Genomic DNA, 23,344 nt, shown 5'->3' with positions numbered 1-23,344 from the left:
GGCTTTGGAAATGGGGACTTATTATTTAATTCTTTTCTTCTTGTTTCAATTCTTTCTTTTGTGTAAAAAATGCTTGAGCATCTTGTATTTCACCGCGAATCAGAGACATTTCTTCATCTAGACGGAACGCTGCTTCCGCTGCTCTTTGCAGACGCATTTGAATATCACTCGGAAAAACCCCTTTGTATTTATAGCTCAAGGTATGTTCAATCGTCGCCCAAAAATTCATTGCAAGTGTTCGTATTTGAATTTCCGCTAAGATTTTCTTTTCACCATGGATGGTTTGAACTGGATAGCGAATGACAATATGATAGGAGCGATACCCACTCATTTTTTTATGTGAGATATAGTCTCTATCCTCAACAATTTCAAAATCATTACGGTTTCGTAATAAATCGACAACTGTATGAATGTCATCAACAAATTGACACATAATTCGCATACCTGCAATATCCTGCATCTCTTCTTCCAATCTCTCAAGTGGTATTCCTTTTTGATTCGCCTTATCTAGAATACTAGCAATTGGTTTCACTCTGCCTGTTACAAATTCAATCGGTGAATGAGTAGCATCAAGCTCGAATTGACCTCTCATCCCCTTTAGTTTAACTTTTAACTCTGAAACAGCTTGCTTATATGGGGCTAGAAATTGGTCCCAATGCTTCATGATTTCACCTCAAAACATATGTACTAAAAAATACTTTCCACTTTCGAAACCAATTTTTCCCCATAATTACTGTTATCTTTGATATTGGTTAAAACAAAATCAAATTCATCATGGAAATTTAATAATTCCTTCTTCTCATCGTTAAAGGTAACCCATATTGGTAATTTTTCTTCCTGTGCTGTTTTTAATAGAGGCCAGATTTGTTCAGGTAAAACGATATATGTATAATCATCTTTATCTTCCATTAAGTAAATGAAAGAGCAATGATCAGAATCTACAAGAATCTGTTCTCCAGGAACCAATGTATTAATGGTCTCATTTGTTTGTAACATTAGTTTATCTTCAGTTATGTATCCTTCATGAATTGTAATCTTATTTTTCATCTCTTTACCTCCATTATCCACCTACCTATTTTAGCATAATTCATCCATTTCTCCCAAGATTGATGTTTACGTTAGAAATGAGATAATAAGGATATTTCCCTTTTGAAAGGATTGATGACGTTTTGACGCAAAATATTGAGATTGAATTTAAAAATATGTTAACAAAAAGTGAATATGAAAATCTCCTTAAGGTTTTTAAGATAGAGGAACATCAGATTTTCAAGCAAGTAAACCATTATTTTGACACACCGGATTTTGCTCTTAAGAATCAAGAGTCTGCCCTTCGAATTCGTAAAAAAGATGGATATTACGAGATGACTTTAAAACAGCCGGCTCCCATTGGTCTATTAGAGACGAATCAGCATATCAGTGAAAATGAAGCCCAGATGGCAATTGAATTCGGCAAACTTCCACCGGGCATCATCCTAAATCTTATTGAAGAATCCAAGATTATTTATTCAACCATAGAATATTTTGGTTCGTTAACTACGAAGCGAGTAGAATTTTTATATCAGAACGGACTACTTGTATTCGACCATAGTATTTATCTCAATACTGAAGATTATGAATTAGAGTACGAGGCCCAGAACTATCAGGACGGGGAGAAAGTATTTTTAGAAATTCTTAGACAATGTAATATTCCCCAGCGAGGAACAAAAAACAAAATCCTTCGCTTCTACAATCGAAAGTACGAACAAACTAAATGAAAATTAAACTTATTAGTACGATCCAATGCATGTATGATTTCACTTAGATCTTTTTCTAAACGGCATTTCATGTGCTTTTTCTAGTAAGAATAACTCAATTGGATACATTATTAAGGTGGTCGAGTGACAAATTTACATTTTCAAGGCAATTCATTTGAGATATGAAATGGGCATTGATAAAATAAATTTACATAATACATTAAGGGAGTTGGCAACATGATAGAGAGAAAGCTTTCACCATTTGAATCAATTGGTGAAGATAGATTACACCGTCTTGTGGACACTTTTTATGGCCTTGTTGCACAACATCCTGATCTTGCCCCCATATTCCCAAATCAATTTAAAGAGATTGCTCGCAAGCAAAAGCAATTCTTAACTCAATATTTAGGCGGTCCGCACGTTTATACTGAAGAACATGGCCATCCGATGATGCGCGCACGCCATTTGCCATTTCCTGTTACACCTACGCGTGCCAAAGCATGGCTATCCTGTATGTCACAAGCAATGGACATAATTGGCTTAGAGGGTCCTATTAGAGACGAATTTTATGCTCGACTTCATCTCACTGCCGAGCATATGATTAACACTCCTGACACTGGCGGAATCACAGGTGAAGAAGGTGAATAGTTCGAAGTCTTTCAGCTCCAACCAGCATTGTGGCGGCAATGATAAAAAGCCGATTGAGATTTATATGTTTATTGACCCTTTGTGCCCTGAATGTTGGGCATTAGAGCCGATTTTAAAAAAGCTTCAAATCGAATATGGCCGATATTTTTCTATTAAGCATATTTTAAGCGGTCGATTAGCCGATTTAAATTTAAGCAAGAAAAAGAATTTTGAGTCTCTCGCTCAAGTGTGGGAGAAAACAGCAAGCAGGTCAGGAATGTCATGTGATGGAAGTCTGTGGCTGGAAAACCCAGTCGATTCTCCCTACACCGTCTCTATAGCTCTTAAGGCAGCTGAATTACAAGGGAAACGCGCGGGCCTTCGTTTTCTGCGGCGAATCCAGGAGGGATTGTTTTTAGAAAAACTAAATGTATCTAATCTTGAAGTGTTAAAGGAATGCGCTCGGAGTTTAGGCTTGGATGTAGAGGAATTCATGTATGATATTCATTCTGAAAGCGCAGCTAAAGCCTTTCAATGTGATTTGAAAATTACTTCTGAAATGGATGTACAAGAGATTCCAACCTTAGTATTTTTTAATGAAAATGTCGAGGATGAAGGAATAAAGATTACTGGTTCTTACCCATATGAGGTATATGTCCAAATCTTAGAGGAAATGCTTTCTGAAAAGCCAATCCAATCTCCCCCGCCTCCATTAGAATCATTTATGAAGTTTTTTAAATTTTGTGCCTCAAAAGAAATAGCAGTTGTTTATAATATGTCTATTTCACAAATTGAACGAGAAATGAAAAAACTACTATTAAAGCAAGTGGTGGAACAGATTCCCGCTAAATATGGAACCTTTTGGAGATATATCGAGGAGTAGAAAAATGCCGGAAGATAAAACGGCATTTTTTTATTTTAAGTAAGAAAGTATAAGTTTATGAAATTAGGTTTACCGACAGGGCGCTAGCGTTTTTTTTTATAAAGTAAAAGTGCCTTGCAGTTTTTACGCTGCAAGGCACTTTTCTATTATACGAACAAAGGGGATGGGAGAAATTTTTCACGGTTCAAACAAAGGGGTATATGTTTGTTGTGATCAACTTCACGTATATAATATATCATGCTTTTTCTGAACGTGACAATAAGTATGTGCGTTGTTTCACATAATTGTCAAATTATCATAAATCCACAAAATAGACAATAGATATAGTAGTACCAAGAATGAAATTCCAGTAAAGAGGATGGCACAATGAGAAAATTTCCAATAACGATTATGGTTGTATTCATTTTGATTGCTTTTTTTCTACAAATTCTTGCCCTTCTAAAGGTCTTCCCTTTTGTACTTAGTGCACCTATTATGTTTGTTTCCATTTTTACCTTCATTTATTATCTTAATGACAGAAAACGGTTTAGAGGATTTTAAAAGGGATGGCTGCCAAAAGGCACCATCCCCTTTTTATTATGCTTTTGTTAACAATTGCTCTAGTTCATTAAGTTTCTCTTCAAATACCTTACAAGCATTTTTAATTGGCTCTGCACTAGTCATATCTACTCCCGCTTTTTTCAGTACTTCAATTGGATAATCCGAGCTTCCAGAACTTAAGAAGTCAATATACCTTTTTACTGCTGGCTCACCTTCTTCTAAAATCTGCTTGCTTAATGCTGTTGCTGCACTAAAACCAGTTGCATATTGGTAAACATAATAATTGTAATAAAAATGCGGAATTCTCGCCCATTCTAAACCGATTTCCTCATCAATCACAATATCTTCTTCACCAAAATACTTCTTATTTAATGCATAGTAACTCTCTGTCAGTGCATCTGCTGTTAATGCCTCGTTATTTTGCACTTTTTGATGGATCATATGTTCAAACTCTGCAAACATGGTTTGACGGAACACAGTACCTCTAAATCCTTCTAAATAATGATTGAGTAGGTAAATTCGTTTTTGTTCATCATCGATCGTTTTTAATAAATAATCATTAAGAAGAGCCTCATTACATGTCGATGCCACTTCTGCAACGAATATAGAATAATTACCATATGGATATGGTTGTGATTTCCGAGTATAGTAACTATGGACGGAATGACCGAATTCATGTGCAAGAGTAAATAAATTATTTACATTATCCTGCCAATTCATCAAAATATACGGGTGGGTCCCATATGCTCCCGAGGAGTAAGCCCCACTCCGCTTTCCCTTATTTTCATGGACATCGACCCAGCGGTTTTCAAAGCCCTCGGTTAATATTTTCGAATATTCCTCACCTAATGGAGCTAATCCTTTAATGACTATATCCTTTGCCTCTTCATATTTGATCTCCATTTTTACATCTTTCACAAGTGGCGTAAATAAGTCATACATATGAAGTTCATCAAGCCCAAGAACCTTTTTACGAAGCTTGATATAGCGATGTAATAAATGAAGATTATCTGTGACTGCGTTTACCAGATTATCATAGACACTCTCAGGTATATTGTTCGCTGAAAGGGCTGCATGCCTAGCAGATTCATACTTTCTTACCCGCGCATTAAAATTATCCTTTTTCACATTTCCACTTAAGGTACTTGCAAATGTATTTTTGAAATCACCATAGGTTTTGTAAACTGCTTTAAAGGCATCTCTTCTTACCCGTGGGTCTGTGCTCTCTAAAAAGCGAATATAACGACCATGAGTAATTTCCACTTCTTCCCCGTTTTCATCTTTAATGGATGGAAATTCAAGGTCGGCATTATTCAGCATCCCAAATGTATTGCTAGATGCATCCATCACTTCACTGGCTTCTGCTAGTAATGCTTCTTGCTCCGCTGAAAGGACATGGGGTCTTTGCAGATTTATTTCAGCCAATGCATGCTCATAAAGTTTTAAGTCTGGTTTTTCATTTAAATAATTTGTCACTTGCTTTTCATCTAAGGAAAGAATTTCAGGGACAATAAAGGCTAATTGGCTGGCAGCTTGTGAATATAGATTTTTCATTCTGTCATCCAAGCCTTGATAAAAGGAGTTTGTCGTGTCTTGGTCATAACGCATATGAGAGTATGTATAAAGCTTTCCAATTCGTTCTAACAGCTTGTCTTGGAACTGAAGCGCTTTATAAAGAGTCTCAGCACTCTCACCTAATTTTCCTTCAAACTCTTTAATTCCTGGAATTTGACTTTTTACATCTTGAAATTCCTTTTCCCATTCCTGGTCATTCGAAAAGATATCTTCTAATTTCCAAGTATCCTGTTCAGGAATTTCATTTCTTGCTGGCAGTGATTTAACAGCAGTTTCATTTGCCATCCTTCATCCTCCATTCTTTAATTGCGCTATAAAAAAATAGTATCATTACTTTATATTCTCCTTATCCTTCCAATTTCCTTTTAGCAATTGTCAGAAAGGATACTATTTACACCTCTATATAGTATGCCCTTCTATTTGTTTTCATTTATCATATCGACAGGATTGGCTGATATTTTTGATAAAATAAAACCTTAGCTTCCTCTATTTCCCGATTTGATTTAGGAATAATTATTTTCCGTTTCAATTGATAGGTTGTTTCCCTCTTTCTGGTGATAATACCCAATTGTTCTAATTGAAAAAGGTACTCGAGAATGGCTACTACCGGATTTGACCGTTCAAGCTGCGGTAACGTTCTGTACATGATTTCTTTTCTAGCAATCCTCTTTTTTAAAAAGAAATTTATATCTTCAAGTGTAATAAAATCATTGGGGTTTTTAGAAGATATAATATCGAGATAGAAATACAATTGCCAAATAAGCGGTGAGGTTTGAAAGTATAGAGTATGAGGAACTGGAAGACCAATTTCTGGCGGCAATAGAAAGAGATTAAGGTGGCTGTTATAAATTTCATTTAGAAAAGACTTATGCTGTCGACTCGGATGAATGGTCCAATTTAGTTTAATTTTATCAATTTCCCTATTCCAGCTCGAAAAATCAATGGGATGGTTTATTTGTGGTTCCAATAAATCATTCAAACCGATATTCTTGATTTGGTAAAGTGAATGATGAGCGAAAGCGTTTTTTATGGAGAAAGGGATAATTGATTCAACGATCTGAAATTGATGTATTTCGGGGCAATATGATGGTATAAATAATTTCCCAGAGGATGTTGTTCGTAAAAATAAATATTGAAAATTTGACAAAGACACGCAATTTTTCCTTTTAAAGTGTATTTGGCTGCTAGATAGTATCCATATGGGAATGTAACCATTCTGAAGATATGAATTTGTTCGCTTGATAAAAATACTTTCTGATATAGTTGAACATTGATATTCTAACGCATATTTCCTTCCATTAAATTGAAACATAATATCTGGTCGCTGCTGAATTTCTTTATCATAATATTCTAAAACAGAAGGAATCTTTTGCTTCAATAGCCATTGATAGAGTTGTCGTTTACCCTCCATGTGGTATATTGATTCATTTTCAAAAAAGTCACGGCATACTCCACCTTGCTTATGCGCAAAATGGAATATTCGCTGATCTCCTAATTTGAGCAAAACGCTTTCCCCACAAACAGGGCAAAAAAATTCTTCTTTACAACGAAGATTTAAAAGGGTGTCCTTTTGGTAATCAAGTCCGAGACAGATACGGTTACCCATTTTGGTTATTGCAGTTAACAATGTTTCTCTCCTCCTTTCTTATGATAATTCGTCATAATCTGCATGAATACCTTTAACCCAATAAAAAAACCCGCCCATTTCGACGAGTTTTTAGCTTTTTTTTAGAGTAACGGTGAAAGTAATCTTGCAGTCGATTCTAGTACCTTAAACCCAAGGTGCCGCTGGTGGAATGTATCTTTTTCTAACTGTTTGGAAAAATCAAGGTCATTTAAATATTCCTCCACCAGCTTTTGAGTACTTTTTGTTCGGAATAAGAAAGCATTAACTTCGAAATTTAAATGGAAACTTCTCATATCCATGTTGGAAGTTCCTATTGAAGCGAGTTCATGGTCGACAATGACAATCTTACTATGCATAAAACCTCGTTGATATTCATACACCTTAACTCCTGCCTCTAAGAGCTCTGGAAAATATGACCTCGATGCATGAAAGACAATCCGTTTATCAGGCTTGTTAGGGACTAGTAGTCGTACGTCTATTCCACTAAGGGCAGCAACTTTGATCGCAGAAAAAATATCTTCATCCGGAATAAAATAGGGGGAGGCAATCCAAACAGATTTTTCCGCACTTGCAATCATTGAAAAAAATATGTTTTTGATTACACTCCATTCATTATCCGGTCCTCCTGCAATGAGCTGGACCCCACCATGACTTTCATCATCGATTTGTGGTGATAAATATTCAGCCGTTAAGAAGCTGTGATTCGTCATATAATACCAATCTTGTAAAAAAATTAGCTGCAAAGTTCTGACAGCCTCTCCACGGAGCATTAAATGGGTATCTCGCCAAAATCCGATATTTTTGTTTCTCCCCAGATATTCGTCTCCAATATTGAGTCCGCCAACAAATCCGATATTTCCATCGATGATGATCATTTTTCGGTGATTACGAAAATTAAATTTATTATTTAAAAAAGGGAGTTTTACCGGCCCAAACGTGACCATTTCAATCCCTTCATTTCTCAGCTCGTTAATATATGATTTTGAAAGCTGCCAGGAACCCACTGCATCATATAAAAAACGAATCTTTACCCCTTGATGGGCTTTTTCAATAAGAATACTTTTTATTTCCTGCCCAATTTGGTCATGGCGAACAATATAATATTCAAGATGAATATGATGCCGAGCTCTCTTCAATTGCTCAATAATATGATCAAAAGTTTCCTCGCCATTCGTTAATATTCTTGTTGCGGTATCGAAGGATATTGGACTGTTTCCTAGTTTTTGAGCCAGATTAAATAACTTACCTTGATGTTCCCCCATTAAACTAAGCTTTTCTTCATTTCTAGGGTCTTCCTCCCCTTCGACTGTTAAAAAAGCTTGTTTATCAAGGAAATATTTTTTTCTAAACATCTTTTCTTTACGATAATTCCTTCCGAAAAGAAGGTAAAAAATAAACCCGACTAGTGGAAAGCTCCCTAATACAACTAACCAAGTAATAGTTTGAGTTGGGTGACGGTTCTCAAAAAATATCACGAAGCCAATAAAAATAACTGAGAGTGTAACTAAAACACTCAAAAAGCCAAAAATCCCACTAGCTAATTGATCCTTAAAGAAAAACCATAGGACGGCTAGTACTGACATAAATATAAGAACCCTTACTGTGTTTTTCAGTTTTCTCACCTGCCGATTTTTCTCTACAATAATTAATGCTAAAAATACCGATTTCAACAATGAAATCGGTACAGTTATTAGCGAAAATGTTTTCGTAATTCCGCAAAAACATTAGCAGAAATTATTTCTTTTCCATATTCTTGAATACGGTGAATGGTAAGTTGGGTCTCAAAACCATATTCAAGTAAAATACTTAAGATGTCATCGATTTCATCTTCCTCAAATAATTCTTCAGGAAATTCAGTAAATAGATAGTACTTCCCATCAAAGTGGTAAAGTTTAGTTACTAAATCATCTAATCCTAAACGATTTGATAAGCTAATAACATCTTCAAAATCCTTAAAACCAATCAGGAATTCTAATGTCTCTTCCTCAAGAACAATCTCTTCCTCATCAGTATGATTGGAATTGAAATGATGGTCTAGAATCTCCTCGATTTTATCATCAACAGGAAACTCTTTTAATTTCTCATTTGGAATGGGGAGTTCAAACTTTTGTCCATCTTTTGATAGATGTGCTCTTGTTACAAGTATTTCTAATCCTTTATCAAGTGCTTGCACCTGAATCCAAAGAGGACCTTCAATAACAAACTCTTCCTCATCATGAACTTCTTCCATCATTTCCCAAAAAAGTTCTTCGCTGCGTTCTCGATTGTACCAAATTTCTTCCCGGTCAAAGCCTCTTTCTTCTATATCACCATATGAAATGTAGAATTTTACTGTGTTTTCATTTATGCGTTCAATCTCCATTAAAAACATCTCCCTTCCGTTTTCCAGATTGAAGGGACAAAATACCCCCAAGCAGATACTGCTATAGCATTTACTTAAATCCAAAAGAACTTTCATCGGGCGAGAAAGTAAATACTCGTGTACTTTTATTTTATGACAAAAGTACTAATAAGGGAAATAAAAAAGGCTAAAAACCAAAAAACCGTGATAATGCCTATTTTTTCAGCGTATGGATATGCAATTTATTGTAGCAAAGTAAAACAGAAACTACAAATAATAATAATTATTCTTTATATACAAAAAAAGACCTCCAAAATGAAGGCCATTTAATTTAATTTACCATTCTTTGCGCTTCCCGCAGCTGGAACGTTCTAACTCTTCTAGGTAGGAACCGTCTAATTTCATCCTCATTATACCCAACCTGTAATCGTTTTTCATCAATGATTATTGGACGGCGTAAAAGGCCTGGATTTTCCTTAATTAGACCAAATAAGTCTTGGAGCGGCATTGCATCAAGGTTTACGTCTAATTTCTGAAATGTCTTTGATCTTGTAGAGATAATTTCATCAGTACCATCCTCAGTCATCCGAAGAATTTCTTTAATCTCTTCCATGGTTAATGGTTCTGAGAAAATATTTCTCTCAGTGTATGGAATTTCATGTTCTTCTAACCATGATTTTGCTTTTCTGCATGATGTACAACTTGGTGAAGTGTATAGTGTTACCATCCGATCTTCACACTCCTTTTTTATTTGAGACGAATATTTGAATCCAGTATATTGAATGAATAAAACAATTTGATAATGGTTAGGTCGTATCAATATCAATAATAATTATAAATAAGTAATTTATATCATTAATTATACACCACTGTTTCTTAAAAAGGTATCCTTTTTTCCAAAAAATATTATCAGACCAATTCATTCATTTAATTTTCTATTCTATTATATTAGACGAATAATTACCCCAAAAGTTTCATATTTTTTTATTATTTCAACTTGAATTTTCCTAATCCAAATATCTGACCAATAAAATGTTCGTTAACTGAGTCAACTAAATGAGGGTCTAAATTGAAAATATTTGCCTTTAACTACTATTAAAATCACATTAACAAAAATACCTATTCTCAATTATAATCCAGAGATGAAAACGCATTCATTTTTTTAGAAAACTTATCATAGTTGATTAATTTCCTCTTTAAATCATCGGTAAGTTCTTTTACAATAAAGAAGTGGATATTTTAAACTTGCATTCCAAATATTCTAAGCATCTATTAATGAGAGGAGTATAACAATGGGAGCATACATAATGGATTTAACTATTGTTGCGTTATTAATTGTAGGAATCACAGCCTTAATGGGTGTTATCACAAACAGTTTCGGTGAAAAGGTGTTCGGTGGTAAGAATCGAAGTGAATTTGTTGATGAAAGTGCCAAATATCAGACTGGATGGAAAGCAGTCGGTGGGAAACGCAAATAATTAAAAAAGTGAGAAACAATACACAAAGTTTTGTGCCTATAATTCATAAAAAAAAACGATCTCAAAGCGAGATCGTTTTTTTGATTATCTAGGTTAAGCTTTAAATTGCTTGAATTCTCTCTCCGAACATAAAACAAAATGACCTGGATTTACTTCTCTAAATTCCACTGGTTCATTAGGCTCATAGTTATGAGAAGCTGGATCATAGGACTTCCGCTTCCTTGTCCTTTCACTAATTGGATCCGGAGAAGGAATCGCTGATAAAAGTGATTGCGTATACGGATGTAGTGGATTTCTGTACAGCTCATCTGATGGTGCAAGTTCAACCATTTTTCCAAAGTACATAACGCCGATCCGATCACTAATGTATTTAACCATTGAAAGGTCATGGGCGATGAATAAATAGGTTAAGCTTTTTTCTTTTTGCAGTTTTCTCATTAAGTTTACTACTTGGGCTTGGATAGAAACATCCAATGCTGAAATCGGTTCATCAGCAATGATGAATTCAGGTTGGACAGCTAAAGCACGTGCAATACCGATTCGCTGACGCTGACCACCACTAAATTCATGGGGATATCGGTTTGCATGCTCTCTATTTAAACCAACAGTTTCTAGAAGTTCATAAACTTGCTCCATTCGATCCTGCTTAGACTTTGCCAAACCATGAATATCAATTCCCTCAGCAATAACATCTGCAATTTTTAATCTTGGATTTAAAGAGGCATAAGGATCTTGGAAGATCATTTGCATTTTCCGATTAAATTCTTTTAATTGCTTCTTTGATTTTTTACCATGAACATTAACACCATCGTAAACTACTTCTCCGCCAGTTGCATCATACAGGCGGATAATCGTGCGTCCGGTTGTAGATTTTCCGCATCCAGACTCACCTACTAATCCCATTACTTCACCTTTATAAATATCGAAAGAAACATTATCAACTGCTTTTACTTCATTGGCCTTACCTTCATTAAAATACTGCTTTAAATTCTTAATCTCTAGTAATTTTTCTCTTTGAGCCATTTATTTTCCCTCCTTTGTTTCAGGGAATTGAGCACGACTTCCATTTCCTGCTGACATTACACCTGCATTACTTGCAAATTGACTCTGGCGTCTTTGTACAGCAGCCGGTGGCTCAACTTTTGGTGCATCAGGGTGCAGCAGCCATGTTGCTGCATAATGTGTATCAGACACTTTAAAGAATGGCGGTTCTTGCTCTAAATCTATCTTCATAACAAATGGGTTACGTGGTGCAAACGCATCACCTTTTGGCGGATCTAATAAATCAGGAGGTGTTCCTGGAATGGAGAATAATTCATCATCATTAGTATCCATATCAGGCATAGAACTAATTAATCCCCAAGTGTAAGGATGCTGTGGATTATAGAAAATCTCATCAGCAGTTCCTATTTCAACTATTTTACCTCCATACATTACCGCAACACGATCTGCTACATTAGCCACAACACCAAGGTCATGAGTGATAAAGATAATTGACGTATCAATTTTCTTTTGTAAATCTTTCATTAGTTCAAGAATTTGTGCTTGAATAGTTACGTCAAGCGCTGTTGTCGGTTCATCAGCAATGAGAACCTTTGGGTTACAGGCCAAAGCAATCGCGATAACCACCCTTTGTCTCATACCACCCGAGAACTGATGTGGGTATTGATCAACACGTAACTCTGCCTTAGGAATACCAACTAGTTTTAATAATTCAATTGCTCTTTCCTTTGCAGCGTGTCTGCTCATATTTTGGTGCTTAATTAGCGGCTCCATAATCTGAATGCCGATTTTCATTGTTGGATTTAAAGAAGTCATTGGATCCTGGAAAATCATTGATATATCTTTTCCACGGATTTTTTGCATATCTTTATCTTTTAATTTAGTTAAATCCTTACCATCAAAAAGAATCTGGCCTTTTTTTATTTCTGAATTATGCTCAGGAAGTAAACGCATGATTGATTTAGTAGTTACTGATTTACCTGAACCAGATTCACCTACAATAGCTAATGTTTCCCCATTATATAAATCAAAACTTACGCCACGAATAGCTTTAACTTCACCCGAAAACGTATGAAATGAAATATTTAAGTCTTTTACTTCTAAAATTTTCTCCATACACATCCACCTGCCTTCTAATCACGCATTTTTGGATCCAATGCATCACGTAATCCGTCTGCAACAAGGTTGAAGCATACCATGATTATTGCAATCATAATGGAAGGAATAATCATTTGATACGGAAAAGCAATCATCGATTTAAATCCTGCATTTACTAATGTTCCTAAAGATGCATGTGGTTCCTGTAATCCTAACCCGATAAAACTTAGAAATGCTTCAAAGAAAATTGCATTCGGGATGGAAAACATCGTATTAATAATAATTACACCAAACATATTCGGAATCATGTGCTTAAAAATAATAGACGAATTGGAAGCTCCTAAAGTTTTAGCAGCCAGAACAAATTCTTGACCTTTAAATTTTAATACTTGCGCACGTACCACACGGGCCATACTCGTCCAACCTGTTATAGTTAAAGCGATAATAATTGGAATTATACCTGGTTTTAACACAAGAATCATTAAAACAACAACAATCAGGTTAGGTATACCAACTATAACTTCAATAATCCGCTGCATGACGCTATCTATCCGTCCGCCAAGATAACCTGAGATGGCCCCATAGGCAACTCCAATAGCCATATCAATTAAAGCAGCCATAAAAGCAATAAATAACGAAACTTGTGTACCTTTCCAAACACGCGCAAATTGATCTCGGCCTAAATTATCAGTACCAAACCAATAATAAGCATCCACTTTACGAACTTCATATGCGTTATATTTAGTACCATCTCGTCTTGACAAGGTACCATCAAACGGAAGCCAGTGAACATCCTCTAAACCTTGTATACGTGGTGGCAAATTATTATGTTTAGTGTTTTGGGTATCATAGTCATAAGGTGTAATCATCGGTCCAACAAAGGCCATGATTATCATAATTACCAGGATAATCATGCTGACTACAGCACCTTTATTTTTCCGGACTCTTAGCCATGAATCCTGCCAAAAATTCAAACTTGGTTTGGCAATTCTTTCACTTTTTGATGGGTCAATATGGACAGGAGCAAACATATCCTTTGATATTGTTATGTCTTTGTTGCTCATTTGGATTTACCCCCCGATATACGAATTCGTGGGTCGATGATTCCATAAAGAATATCAACAATTAAAATAACTACGATAAATAATACAGCAAATAAGATGTTAGTTCCCATAATAACGGGATAATCATTCATATTAATTGATTTAACAAACTGCTCACCAATTCCTGGTATTCCAAAAATCTGCTCAATAACGAGGGACCCAGTCATTAAGCTAACCGCTAATGGACCTAAGACGGTTACAACAGGAATCAGCGCATTTCTCAAAGCATGTTTAAAGCTAATCTGCCAGCGGCTCGCACCTTTTGCCCTAGCTAGAGTAATGAAATCAGATCCTAAAACCTCAACCATTTCAGTACGCATAAAACGAGCTGCGATTGAGATTGGGAACATCGCAAGTGCAATAGTAGGAAGGATCGTATATTCAGGCCCTTTCCATAACATTACTGGAAGCCAACCTAATTTTACCGAAATATAATATTGCATTAATCCTGCAAAAATAAATGATGGAATCGATTTACCAACTACAGCAATAAATGTAGAACCATAATCTATCCAGGTGTTTTGTCTTAGAGCAGCAACTACACCTAACAAAATGCCTAGAATTGAACCCACAACCATAGCCTGAAAACCTAATTGTGCAGAAGGTCCAAGTCGATTAGCAATAAGTTCTGTCACTGGGGTATTATCAAATTGGAAGGAAACTCCTAAATCCCCTTTTACCAAGCTCACCATATAGTTAAGATATTGAACAGGTAGGGGGTCATTTAAGCCATATTTATCCAGCAAAATATTACGCTGAACTTCAGAGAGCTTTTCGAAGTTATTAAAGGGACTACCTGGAATTAGCTTCATGAGGAAAAAGGTAAGCGATGTTACAATAAAAAGTGTAATAATCATATAGCCAACGCGTTTTAGTATATATTTGACCATGCCTACACCTCCTAATTAATTGATTTTTCGACATTTTACGACAATTCTCATACAGGTAAAAAGAGAGTATATTTACTAATATACTCTCCTTCTATTTGATTAGTTATAGTTACTATTTTGTGATTTTAATCCACTGGTAACTATAGTCAGGTCCAAATGCGTGGTGAGCAAAACCTTGAACCTTAGGATTGATTAATAAGTTAACTGAACGTTGGTAAAGCGGTGCAATTGCTGCATCGTCTTCTAACAAGATTTTTTCTGCATCTTGAAGAGCTTTCCAACGATCTTGTGGCTTAGCAACAAGTTCTTCGCTAGCTGATTTAATTAACTTATCAAATTCAGGATTACCATAACTCATGTGGTTTTGTCCGCCACCTGTAACCCATAAATCCATGTAAGTCATAGGGTCAGCATAGTCAGGTCCCCAACCACCCATTAACAAATCATAATCTTCAGCATCTTCACGAGCGATACGAATTTTGAAAGGAACAGCTTCGATAGTAATTTTTAAACCTGGTAAGTTTTTCTCTAATTGATCTTTGACAAAAGCGTCAGTAACTTTAGAAGTTTCTGTATCTTGACCTACATAAGTAAACTTAACTTCTTTAAGTCCAGTTTCTTTAAGTCCCTGTTCCCATAGCTTCTTAGCTTCTTCTTTGTTAGTGCTTAGGTATGTTCCTGCAGTATCGCGGAAATCTTTACCATCTAAGTATGAGAAACCCTTTGGTACTAGGAAGTCAGCAGGAATAGATCCATTTGCTAATACATCTTCTGTTAAAGCTTTTTTGTCAACAGTTAAAGCAATAGCTTTACGGATGTTAACATTTTTCAACGCTTTGTTCTTTTCATTCATTTTTAACCACCAGATAGATGGCTCTTGGTAACGAAGTAAATCTTTTTGTCCTTCAAATTGTGAAAGGATTGCAGCTTGTGCAAGCTTTGGTGTAATATCCGCTTCACCAGCAGTGTATGCATTTGCAGATGCTTGTGGATCTTTAGATACGTTAAAGTTAATTTTTTCTAAAGTAACGTCTTTAGCATGTACATAATCAGCATTCTTTTCTAATACCCATTCAGTTCCAGTTGGGCCATCCCACTTAGTCATTTTAAATGGACCATTGTAAAGTAGGTGAGTAGCATCTTTGGCATAGTTATCGCCTTCTGCTTCAACAAACTTTTTGTTTTGCGGGAAGAATAATGGGAATGTTAGGTATGATTCGATGTATGGAAGTGGTCTAACTAAAGTAATTTCCACAGTGTAATCATCAAGTGCTTTAATACCTAAATCATCAAGTTTTGCTTTACCAGCAACAATTTCAGATGCATTTTTGATTTTGCCTTCCATGAAGTATGCACCGTATGGAGCAGCAACTTTCGGATCAATTGCACGTTGCCATGCATATACAAAGTCATGTGCAGTAACAGGGTCACCATTAGACCATTTTGTATCTTGTTTTAATTTAATTGTGATAACAGATTTGTCATCATTGTATGTTGGTGCAGCTTCAGCCACGCCAGGGATAACTTTTTGGTCAGGATCTAAACGATATAAACCTTCGTTAGTGGCATTTAACATTGTGAAACTTAATACGTCTTGGGACATTACGCTATCCATCGAAGGAATTTCAGCAGACTCAAGAACATTTAGAACTTGCTCATCAGCTAATGCAGTTTCTTTAGTCCCAGTGTTAGTTTTGCCTTCATCTTTCTTGCCTTCATTCTTGTCTCCGCCTGAACATGCTGCTAGGAACATGCTAAGAACTAGTGATAGTACTAAAAGTAGTGAAAGTTTTGATTTCCTCACTAGTAGACCTCCCTTTTCTATTATTCTGAAAAATTACTACATTCTCTATTATACATATTTTCTACAAATTGTACATTATTTTTTTGAAATTAATTTACAGAATAGCAACAATCTTTACGTTTTCATTACATTTCCTTGTGATATAATTTAGACTTATAATATTTTTTAGTATTATATCCCTAGTCGAACCCTAATAAATCAATCTTTTGGAGGTTATTTCGTGAATTATCTACTAAAAAAACGAATTTTCATTTTAGCGATACTTCAGCTTGTAATATTAATTTTAGCTTTTGTATTTTATCATAAAATTTCTTTGATAAGCTATATCAATATATCGTTTTACCTCTCGGCAGCCATGTTACTCACTGCATTACTCGTTTATACGATTCATTCAGGGTTTTATGATGTGATATCAAAGTCATTTAGTCTTGCTTTTTCAAGAGGACCCAACAAAAGAAGTTTCGACGAAATCCCCCCTTTATCCGAACTTATCACTTTCAACCAACGGCCACTTGTCTTTTACGGTTTCTTAACAGCGGTGTTTATGCTAATTGCCCTGTTGATATATTATATTTAACTGACTTGATATTAAATATGTACTTCATTTATAATAATAACAATTGTATAAAACTATAAAGGCTATGATAAAGAAGAGTACGTATTTTCCTTCGTTTCAGAGAGTTTGTGGGTGGTGTGAACAAACACGAATTAATGCGGAATGGACTTTTGAGCCTCTGTCTGAACAATTTCCTTAGTAGGATTTGACGTTCACCTTGCGTTATAAAGGTATCCAGGTCTTTCATTACGATTTATCTGGAATTGAGTGACTCTTTTTAGAGTAATTTAGGGTGGTACCGCGAACCATTCGTCCCTATTCGTATATCGGGGATGAATGGTTTTTTTATTTACATTTTTAGGAGGAAGTTGATTATGAAAACGATTTTTTCTGGTATACAGCCGAGCGGCACAATCACACTTGGCAACTATATCGGAGCTTTAAAACAATTTGTGGAGATGCAAAACGACTACAATTGCTTCTTTTGCATAGTGGATCAACATGCGATTACTGTTCCACAGGACCCTGCAACATTAAGGAAAAATATTCGAAGCCTTGCTGCACTTTATCTAGCAGTCGGCATAGATCCTAACAAAGCTACTTTATTTATTCAATCAGAGGTTCCGGCACATGCTCAAGCGGGATGGTTGATGCAATGTGTAGCCTACATAGGAGAATTAGAAAGAATGACTCAATTTAAGGATAAATCTACTGGGAAAGAGGCAGTTCAGGCAAGTCTTTTAACCTATCCGCCTCTAATGGCTGCTGATATTCTTCTATATGACACCGATCTAGTCCCTGTAGGAGAAGACCAAAAGCAGCATATGGAGTTAACGAGAGATTTAGCTGAGAGATTTAATAAAAAATACAACGACATCTTAACCATCCCAGAAATAAGTATTCCAAAGGTTGGGGCAAGGATTATGTCATTGCAGGAACCAACGAAAAAAATGAGCAAATCCGATTCAAACCAAAAAGCTAATATCACACCTTTAGATGATCCAAAACAAATGGTGAAAAAAATTAAGAGTGCTGTGACAGATTCCGAAGGAATTGTTAAATTCGATAAAGAAAACAAGCCTGGGATTTCGAACTTATTATCTATATACTCTATCTTGGGTGGAAAATCCATAACTGAAATCGAAGGTATGTACGAAGGGAAAGGCTATGGTGATTTTAAAAATGACCTAGCTGATGTTGTTGTCAGTTTCTTTAAACCCATTCAGGAAAGGTACTATGAGTTACTTGACTCACCTGAACTTGACCGTATTTTAGATGAAGGTGCCGCAAAAGCTAATTTAGTCGCAAATAAGACCCTTAGAAAAATGGAAAATGCTATGGGGTTAGGTCGTAAGAGGAGATAGAATACAAAAAGCCTGAAACCCAAAAGATAGGGGATGCCTATTTTTTGGGTCAGGCTTTTAATTTACTTTTGGACCGTGCTCCATTTCCCAAAGCTTTTCAAAAAATGGCTGCCCTTTTATTAGATTTTCACAAAATGTTTCATGTCGCTTCGACCAGCCATACTTTGTTTCCTCAAACAATTGTTCCCATGCTGCTTCAAAATTTAATTCCTGTATTGTTGAATAATTTTCTGGACACCATTCGGTATACCAATACCTTACCTCAGCTTCATTACTTGATGAAAGCAATTGATCAAGTGCCATAAATAATAGCTGTTTCAATTGTCGTTCTTTCCTAGTTAAACCTCTCATCAACTCTGGTTCAGGAGAAAGTATATGGTAGTCCTTTATTTTTGGCTGGTCATAAAAATGGTATTTAGCCGCTTCATGTTGACCAATCATTTCGTAAACCAATTGCTCTTGTCTAGGTATTAACCGACTTTTCCGAATTGGAATATTATAGCCAATTGTATCAATAGCTAAAATTCCAATTCCATCTGTTACTACGAAGCAATAATCAAGTTGCACTCTTTCATGGTTTTTTCTTAAATAAGCCTTCTGATAAATATCATCTAACAGCTGTTGAGGTAACTCTGACAAATCATTTTCAATGTAGTTAAATAAAATAGGCTCAATCTTCAATAATGGAACTTGATCTAATAGTTCCACACCATCATCCTTACGCCATTCATGAAAGTGGCAAACATTATAACCGTTTTCTTCCCCTTCAAACCAATTTACCCATACATCATGAAGATACAACATTCTACAACCCCTCACTTCAAGAAACTGTTTGTAAATCAGTATGGGCAGACCTTAGTTAAATTATTCCTTTATATATATTTTGCTCCATTTAATAGAAGGAAATAAAAAAATCTACCACGTTAATGGCAGATTTTCATCTTTTGGATTTTGGATTAAAAGCATCCTTTAAGCCTTCACCGATGAAATTTATCGATAAAATAGTAATTGTAATAATTAATGCTGGCGGTACCCATATCCAAAGTTTAAATTGCAGGACATCCGGCTCGTTTGCCGAATTCAACATATTCCCCCAGCTCGGAATTTCTTGGGGAACACCAAAGCCAAGAAAACTTAATCCAGTTTCTGCAACTATCATCGTAGCAAATGTAATTGTCGCCTGAACAATAATGGTCGATAGAATGTTAGGAAGTAAATGTTTCACAATTACCTTAGTGGGTGAACAACCGATAGAAATAGCTGCTGTAATGTATTCATTTTCTTTTTCGGCGAGAATTTTACTACGGACAATCCTCGCAATGCCTCCCCAACTTAGCAAGCTGATTGTTCCAATCAAAACCCATAACCCATTTACTTTTCCAAAAAGGATCGCATTTAGAACAATAACAAAAACTAGAAACGGAAAGTTTAAAATAAAATCTGTAAATCTCATTAATATGCTATCAACGGCCCCGCCGAAATAACCTGAAATAGAGCCGATAAGTGTGCCGAGTATAATAACAAATAATGTACAGCTTATCCCTACTAACAATGATATACGACCACCATAGAGTAACCTTGTAAATACATCACGTCCCGATTTATCTGTTCCCAGCCAATGTTTACTAGAAGGTTCTAATGACATTTGTCCAATGTTAATTCTCGTAATATCTGCGGTGGTAATATACGGTGCAAGAATTGAAATAATAGTAACAATTAATAAAAAGATAAAACTAATCATAGCTAATTTATTTTTAACGAATTTCTTTCGAGCAATTGCAAAAGGAGATAAACTTTTTTGTGGGGGTCTAACTAAAATATTCTTTTCATCTTGTGTGGCAATTTCCATTTCCTCTCCCCCTAATCTAGCCTAATTCTCGGATCAACAACACCATATAATACATCTGCTATTAAGTTACCGATCAGTGTTAAGAATGAGAATAACATGGTCAGCGTCAGTAGTACTGGGTAATCCCTTGTCCCGACAGATTGTAGGAATAATTGCCCAAGACCAGGATATGTAAAAATCGTCTCGGTAATGATTGCGCCACTAATGATGGCAACGATATCAAAGCCTAAAAATGTAATAAGTGGAATGATTGAGTTTCTTAAAATATGAACATTATAGATTTTTCTTTCCGGAGTGCCTTTTGCACGTGCTGTCCGGACATAGTCCTTACGACTATTCTCAATAATATCGTTACGTAAAAATTGGGTATAACTTGCAGTACTCAATAGTCCAAGAACCACTGCAGGTAAAAAAACATGGTGAAGACGGCTCAACCACCATTCTAAGGTTCCCTCTGTAACACCTATATCAACTGAGCCATTGGATGGAAACCAATCTAAAGTGAATGAAAAGAAAAAGATAGCAAATACCCCAGCAATAAAGGATGGGATCGCTAAACCTATGTAGTTTAATCCTCCTATTAGGTTATCTGATAGGGTATAAGGTTTACGCCCGGCATATGACCCCATAATAAATGCGAGGATATAGGTTATCAATATAGATGAGAAACCTAAAAGTATGGTGTTAGGGAGACGTTCCCCAATAACCTCGGATACATCAATTTTAAAACGTGTTGATTTTCCAAAATCCCCCTCCACGAAACCACTAATCCAACGGAAATACTGCTGAGGTAAAGGGTCATTATAACCCAATTTCTCACGCATTTCAGCGATATACTGTGGATTTGTGTTTCTTGGGTCAATTTCTCCACTTAGAGAGTCGCCCGGCATTAATTTTGCCAAGCTAAATACTACAATGGAGGTAAGGAGTAACATTGGAATCATTCCCAATATTCTTCGAAATGCATATTTCAGCATGTGCATTCTCCTTGTCTATTAAGCTCTAGTTATTACTGGCTGTAAATCTTAACTAACTTGTTCAAATGGGAGAAGTAAGGCCTTCTCCCATTTGAGTTCATGATTAAGTTTGTATTTAAAGACTATATCCAAATCAAATTTTCTCTTAGGAACAGGTGACTATTGCTTAATCCACCATTCATTAGGACGGTTCATACCTGAAACGTCAAATTTAACGTCCTGAACTCGCTTGCTGACTGCCATTGTTTCTTCAAGTTCAGCAATTGGTAAGGCAGGAAGTTCTTGCATGAATAGTTTTTGCCACTGTACATAAAGATCCTTACGTTTGTTGCTATCTGTACCTACAACATTAATATCAAGAGCCTGATCTAGCAGTTTATCACTGTCAGCATTTACCCAGCGTGGATAGTTCCAAACGGCTTTTGATCCCCAAAGTGGAGTTGGATCTGGATCTGATCCAGTTGACCAGCCGCCGAAGAATACTTCCAATGATTTGTCGGCTTTATCCAGCATTTCATAGTAGAGGTTTACGTCAGTCATTGTTAATTTAGTCTTCAAACCAACTTCTTCCCAATATTGAGTCATCGCTTTCGCACGTGCTTCAAAGGTTGGGTTATCAGTTGCATAGTGGCTGAAGTTAACAACAAATTTCTTCCCGTTTGGATCTTCACGGAAGCCGTCTCCATCTGTATCTTTGTAGCCTGCTTCATCTAATAGCGCTTTTGCTTTTTCAGGATCATATTTGTATTGTTCTAAATCTTCATTAGGTGCTGCAATCCAGTGGTTAGTTGGGATAGGTCGGTTAACTGGCTTACCTACACCAAAGAAGAACGCTTTAACCCACTCCTCACGATTGATTGCATAATACATTGCTTCCCGAAGTTTTTTCTCTTGGTACTTTGGTTCGTTCATGATGTTTTTCTCGCCATCCCAAGTACCTAATCTGAAACCAACATAGTAATAACTTACACCTGGATATGTTACGGCATTTACATTATCAAGTGCTTTCACTTGATCAATAATACTTGGATGGAAAGAAGTCATATCAAGTGTTCCGTTTTTAAGTTCTCCAACTGATAGAGATGGATCGATAACTTTAATAACTACTTTTTCGATATGCGGTTTGCCGCCAAAGTAATCATCAAACCGTTCTAATTCAACAGATTCACCTGGAATAACTTTCGTTACTTTAAATGGTCCTAGACCAACAGGCTTTGTCCGAACTTGTTCAGATGCCATCATATCTTTTACTGCAAGTCCTTTAAATTCAGTACGGTTCATAGGGTATGTCCAAAGATTATCCAAATTGTTTACACGAGCTTTATCAAAAGTAATTTGAATGTGGTAATCATCCACTACTTTGATACCAGAGATTTCTTTAGCTTTTCCATCATGATAGTCTTGTGCACCAACAATGTTTCTTACGTTATCAAAACGTGGACCATCATAATCCTTGTCAGCAATAACCTTCAATGCGAATTCCCAGTCTTTAACTGATAACTCATCGCCATTATGCCATTTAACACCCTGTTTGATTTCGAAATCAAACACCTTATTATCCGTTGTTTTCCATGAAGCGATATGCGGCTGTGCTTTTAAATTCTCATCATAATCAATTAAGTTTTCATCGAAGAAGTCAATTACATATTGATCTGTTGCATTACCATAAAAAGAATAGTTAAATTTACCCTCAGGTGCAGAATCCAGCGCATATACTAGTGTTCCGCCATCCTGCGGTTTTCCAGCTGATTCACCAGTCGTACCTTCATTTTCATTTTTCTTTGTACCTGCTTTTTCTCCGCCGCTGCAAGCTGCTAAAAATGCGGAAAGGACAAGCATCAATGCGGCTAACATAAGCATACTTCTCTTCTTCATTTGTTTCCCCCCTATAGTTTTT

The 23,344-nt window shown here is 36.0% G+C and carries 23 protein-coding genes and 1 other annotated feature; of the genes, 7 read left to right on the top strand and 16 right to left on the bottom strand.

The window, feature by feature from the left end:
• Positions 1-25 precede the first annotated feature (25 nt).
• Together V7121_RS18515 and V7121_RS18510 are read right to left on the bottom strand one after the other, a co-directional pair.
• Entirely contained in the window at positions 26-664 is a 639-nt protein-coding gene (locus tag V7121_RS18515; RefSeq protein WP_335495787.1) for a GTP pyrophosphokinase, read from the bottom strand.
• 23 nt (positions 665-687) lie between these two features.
• On the bottom strand, positions 688-1,047 hold the full coding sequence (locus V7121_RS18510) for a hypothetical protein (protein ID WP_335495786.1): 360 nt from the start codon (positions 1,045-1,047) through the stop codon (positions 688-690).
• Positions 1,048-1,169: 122 nt separating this feature from the next.
• On the opposite strand from V7121_RS18510, the gene V7121_RS18505 reads away from it, so the two are divergent.
• The 4 genes from V7121_RS18505 (at position 1,170) to V7121_RS18490 (ending at position 3,783) form a co-directional block, all read left to right on the top strand.
• Positions 1,170-1,754, top strand: coding sequence for a CYTH domain-containing protein (locus V7121_RS18505; RefSeq protein ID WP_335547348.1), 585 nt, complete (start codon positions 1,170-1,172; stop codon positions 1,752-1,754).
• Between the two features lie 216 nt (positions 1,755-1,970).
• Positions 1,971-2,381 (top strand): globin, encoded by a 411-nt coding sequence (locus V7121_RS18500; RefSeq protein ID WP_335495784.1) that lies wholly within the window; start codon positions 1,971-1,973, stop codon positions 2,379-2,381.
• Complete coding sequence (locus V7121_RS18495) at positions 2,365-3,243, top strand: ClpXP adapter SpxH family protein (protein WP_335495782.1); 879 nt, start codon at positions 2,365-2,367, stop codon at positions 3,241-3,243. The genes V7121_RS18500 and V7121_RS18495 overlap by 17 nt, the downstream gene beginning before the upstream one ends.
• 366 nt (positions 3,244-3,609) lie before the next feature.
• Positions 3,610-3,783, top strand: a complete 174-nt coding sequence (locus V7121_RS18490) for a hypothetical protein (RefSeq protein ID WP_335495780.1) — start codon at positions 3,610-3,612, stop codon at positions 3,781-3,783.
• Between the two features lie 36 nt (positions 3,784-3,819).
• Here the strand turns inward: V7121_RS18490 and pepF are convergent, their stop codons facing one another.
• The 5 genes from pepF to spxA form a co-directional block, all read right to left on the bottom strand.
• Entirely contained in the window at positions 3,820-5,643 is a 1,824-nt protein-coding gene (pepF, locus tag V7121_RS18485; RefSeq protein WP_335495778.1) for an oligoendopeptidase F, read from the bottom strand.
• A 148-nt stretch (positions 5,644-5,791) separates the two neighbouring features.
• Positions 5,792-6,985: a competence protein CoiA gene (locus tag V7121_RS18480; RefSeq protein WP_335547347.1), complete on the bottom strand. Its 1,194-nt coding sequence runs from the start codon at positions 6,983-6,985 to the stop codon at positions 5,792-5,794.
• A gap of 101 nt (positions 6,986-7,086) precedes the next feature.
• A complete protein-coding gene (gene cls / locus V7121_RS18475; protein ID WP_335495846.1) occupies positions 7,087-8,598 on the bottom strand; it encodes a cardiolipin synthase in 1,512 nt (503 codons plus the stop codon).
• 77 nt (positions 8,599-8,675) lie between these two features.
• Entirely contained in the window at positions 8,676-9,347 is a 672-nt protein-coding gene (gene mecA / locus V7121_RS18470) for an adaptor protein MecA (protein WP_335495774.1), read from the bottom strand.
• 310 nt (positions 9,348-9,657) lie between these two features.
• Positions 9,658-10,053, bottom strand: coding sequence for a transcriptional regulator SpxA (gene spxA, locus V7121_RS18465; RefSeq protein WP_026566143.1), 396 nt, complete (start codon positions 10,051-10,053; stop codon positions 9,658-9,660).
• A 565-nt stretch (positions 10,054-10,618) separates the two neighbouring features.
• On the opposite strand from spxA, the gene V7121_RS18460 reads away from it, so the two are divergent.
• Positions 10,619-10,804, top strand: a complete 186-nt coding sequence (locus V7121_RS18460) for a hypothetical protein (RefSeq protein ID WP_335495772.1) — start codon at positions 10,619-10,621, stop codon at positions 10,802-10,804.
• A gap of 93 nt (positions 10,805-10,897) precedes the next feature.
• Here V7121_RS18460 and V7121_RS18455 read toward each other — a convergent pair whose 3' ends face one another.
• From V7121_RS18455 to V7121_RS18435, 5 genes are all read right to left on the bottom strand, one after another.
• A complete protein-coding gene (locus V7121_RS18455; protein ID WP_335495771.1) occupies positions 10,898-11,827 on the bottom strand; it encodes an ABC transporter ATP-binding protein in 930 nt (309 codons plus the stop codon).
• The gene (locus V7121_RS18450; protein ID WP_335495769.1) at positions 11,828-12,922 is read right to left on the bottom strand and encodes an ABC transporter ATP-binding protein; all 1,095 of its coding nucleotides are present in this window, start codon (positions 12,920-12,922) and stop codon (positions 11,828-11,830) included.
• A 17-nt stretch (positions 12,923-12,939) separates the two neighbouring features.
• Positions 12,940-13,968: an oligopeptide ABC transporter permease gene (gene opp3C / locus V7121_RS18445; RefSeq protein ID WP_335495767.1), complete on the bottom strand. Its 1,029-nt coding sequence runs from the start codon at positions 13,966-13,968 to the stop codon at positions 12,940-12,942.
• Positions 13,965-14,897: an oligopeptide ABC transporter permease gene (gene opp3b / locus V7121_RS18440; RefSeq protein ID WP_335495765.1), complete on the bottom strand. Its 933-nt coding sequence runs from the start codon at positions 14,895-14,897 to the stop codon at positions 13,965-13,967. The genes opp3C and opp3b overlap by 4 nt, the downstream gene beginning before the upstream one ends.
• A gap of 112 nt (positions 14,898-15,009) precedes the next feature.
• Positions 15,010-16,701: a peptide ABC transporter substrate-binding protein gene (locus V7121_RS18435; protein ID WP_335495764.1), complete on the bottom strand. Its 1,692-nt coding sequence runs from the start codon at positions 16,699-16,701 to the stop codon at positions 15,010-15,012.
• Positions 16,702-16,921: 220 nt separating this feature from the next.
• On the opposite strand from V7121_RS18435, the gene V7121_RS24965 reads away from it, so the two are divergent.
• The gene (locus V7121_RS24965) at positions 16,922-17,278 is read left to right on the top strand and encodes a DUF3899 domain-containing protein (protein WP_335495762.1); all 357 of its coding nucleotides are present in this window, start codon (positions 16,922-16,924) and stop codon (positions 17,276-17,278) included.
• 55 nt (positions 17,279-17,333) lie between these two features.
• Positions 17,334-17,577: a binding site (T-box leader), on the top strand.
• A 51-nt stretch (positions 17,578-17,628) separates the two neighbouring features.
• Positions 17,629-18,621 (top strand): tryptophan--tRNA ligase, encoded by a 993-nt coding sequence (gene trpS, locus V7121_RS18430; protein ID WP_335547400.1) that lies wholly within the window; start codon positions 17,629-17,631, stop codon positions 18,619-18,621.
• Positions 18,622-18,678: 57 nt separating this feature from the next.
• Here trpS and V7121_RS18425 read toward each other — a convergent pair whose 3' ends face one another.
• The 4 genes from V7121_RS18425 to opp4A all read right to left on the bottom strand — a co-directional run bounded on the left by V7121_RS18425 (position 18,679) and on the right by opp4A (position 23,322).
• Positions 18,679-19,425: a YjbA family protein gene (locus V7121_RS18425; protein WP_335547345.1), complete on the bottom strand. Its 747-nt coding sequence runs from the start codon at positions 19,423-19,425 to the stop codon at positions 18,679-18,681.
• 133 nt (positions 19,426-19,558) lie between these two features.
• Positions 19,559-20,470 (bottom strand): oligopeptide ABC transporter permease, encoded by a 912-nt coding sequence (gene opp4C, locus V7121_RS18420; RefSeq protein ID WP_335495758.1) that lies wholly within the window; start codon positions 20,468-20,470, stop codon positions 19,559-19,561.
• A gap of 11 nt (positions 20,471-20,481) precedes the next feature.
• Positions 20,482-21,447 (bottom strand): oligopeptide ABC transporter permease, encoded by a 966-nt coding sequence (gene opp4B / locus V7121_RS18415; RefSeq protein WP_335495756.1) that lies wholly within the window; start codon positions 21,445-21,447, stop codon positions 20,482-20,484.
• 159 nt (positions 21,448-21,606) lie between these two features.
• Positions 21,607-23,322, bottom strand: a complete 1,716-nt coding sequence (opp4A, locus tag V7121_RS18410; RefSeq protein WP_335495754.1) for an oligopeptide ABC transporter substrate-binding protein — start codon at positions 23,320-23,322, stop codon at positions 21,607-21,609.
• Positions 23,323-23,344 lie beyond the last annotated feature (22 nt).

It is taken from the genome of Neobacillus drentensis (assembly GCF_036962125.1).
Lineage (GTDB): Bacteria > Bacillota > Bacilli > Bacillales > Cytobacillaceae > Neobacillus > Neobacillus drentensis_B.
The sequence above is the reverse complement of the archived record's forward strand: the minus strand, read 5'-3'. Positions and strand labels throughout refer to the sequence as shown.

Excerpts from the sequence above, each read along its gene's own strand:
- opp4C (WP_335495758.1), bottom strand. The coding sequence starts at position 20,470 with ATGGAAATTGCCACACAAGATGAAAAGAATATTTTAGTTAGACCCCCA.
- mecA (WP_335495774.1), bottom strand. The coding sequence starts at position 9,347 with ATGGAGATTGAACGCATAAATGAAAACACAGTAAAATTCTACATTTCA.
- opp3b (WP_335495765.1), bottom strand. The coding sequence starts at position 14,897 with ATGGTCAAATATATACTAAAACGCGTTGGCTATATGATTATTACACTT.
- V7121_RS18455 (WP_335495771.1), bottom strand. The coding sequence starts at position 11,827 with ATGGCTCAAAGAGAAAAATTACTAGAGATTAAGAATTTAAAGCAGTAT.
- V7121_RS18515 (WP_335495787.1), bottom strand. The coding sequence starts at position 664 with ATGAAGCATTGGGACCAATTTCTAGCCCCATATAAGCAAGCTGTTTCA.
- opp4A (WP_335495754.1), bottom strand. The coding sequence starts at position 23,322 with ATGAAGAAGAGAAGTATGCTTATGTTAGCCGCATTGATGCTTGTCCTT.
- V7121_RS18510 (WP_335495786.1), bottom strand. The coding sequence starts at position 1,047 with ATGAAAAATAAGATTACAATTCATGAAGGATACATAACTGAAGATAAA.
- V7121_RS18490 (WP_335495780.1), top strand. The coding sequence starts at position 3,610 with ATGAGAAAATTTCCAATAACGATTATGGTTGTATTCATTTTGATTGCT.
- pepF (WP_335495778.1), bottom strand. The coding sequence starts at position 5,643 with ATGGCAAATGAAACTGCTGTTAAATCACTGCCAGCAAGAAATGAAATT.
- V7121_RS18425 (WP_335547345.1), bottom strand. The coding sequence starts at position 19,425 with ATGTTGTATCTTCATGATGTATGGGTAAATTGGTTTGAAGGGGAAGAA.
- opp3C (WP_335495767.1), bottom strand. The coding sequence starts at position 13,968 with ATGAGCAACAAAGACATAACAATATCAAAGGATATGTTTGCTCCTGTC.
- V7121_RS18500 (WP_335495784.1), top strand. The coding sequence starts at position 1,971 with ATGATAGAGAGAAAGCTTTCACCATTTGAATCAATTGGTGAAGATAGA.
- spxA (WP_026566143.1), bottom strand. The coding sequence starts at position 10,053 with ATGGTAACACTATACACTTCACCAAGTTGTACATCATGCAGAAAAGCA.
- V7121_RS18450 (WP_335495769.1), bottom strand. The coding sequence starts at position 12,922 with ATGGAGAAAATTTTAGAAGTAAAAGACTTAAATATTTCATTTCATACG.
- V7121_RS18460 (WP_335495772.1), top strand. The coding sequence starts at position 10,619 with ATGGGAGCATACATAATGGATTTAACTATTGTTGCGTTATTAATTGTA.
- opp4B (WP_335495756.1), bottom strand. The coding sequence starts at position 21,447 with ATGCTGAAATATGCATTTCGAAGAATATTGGGAATGATTCCAATGTTA.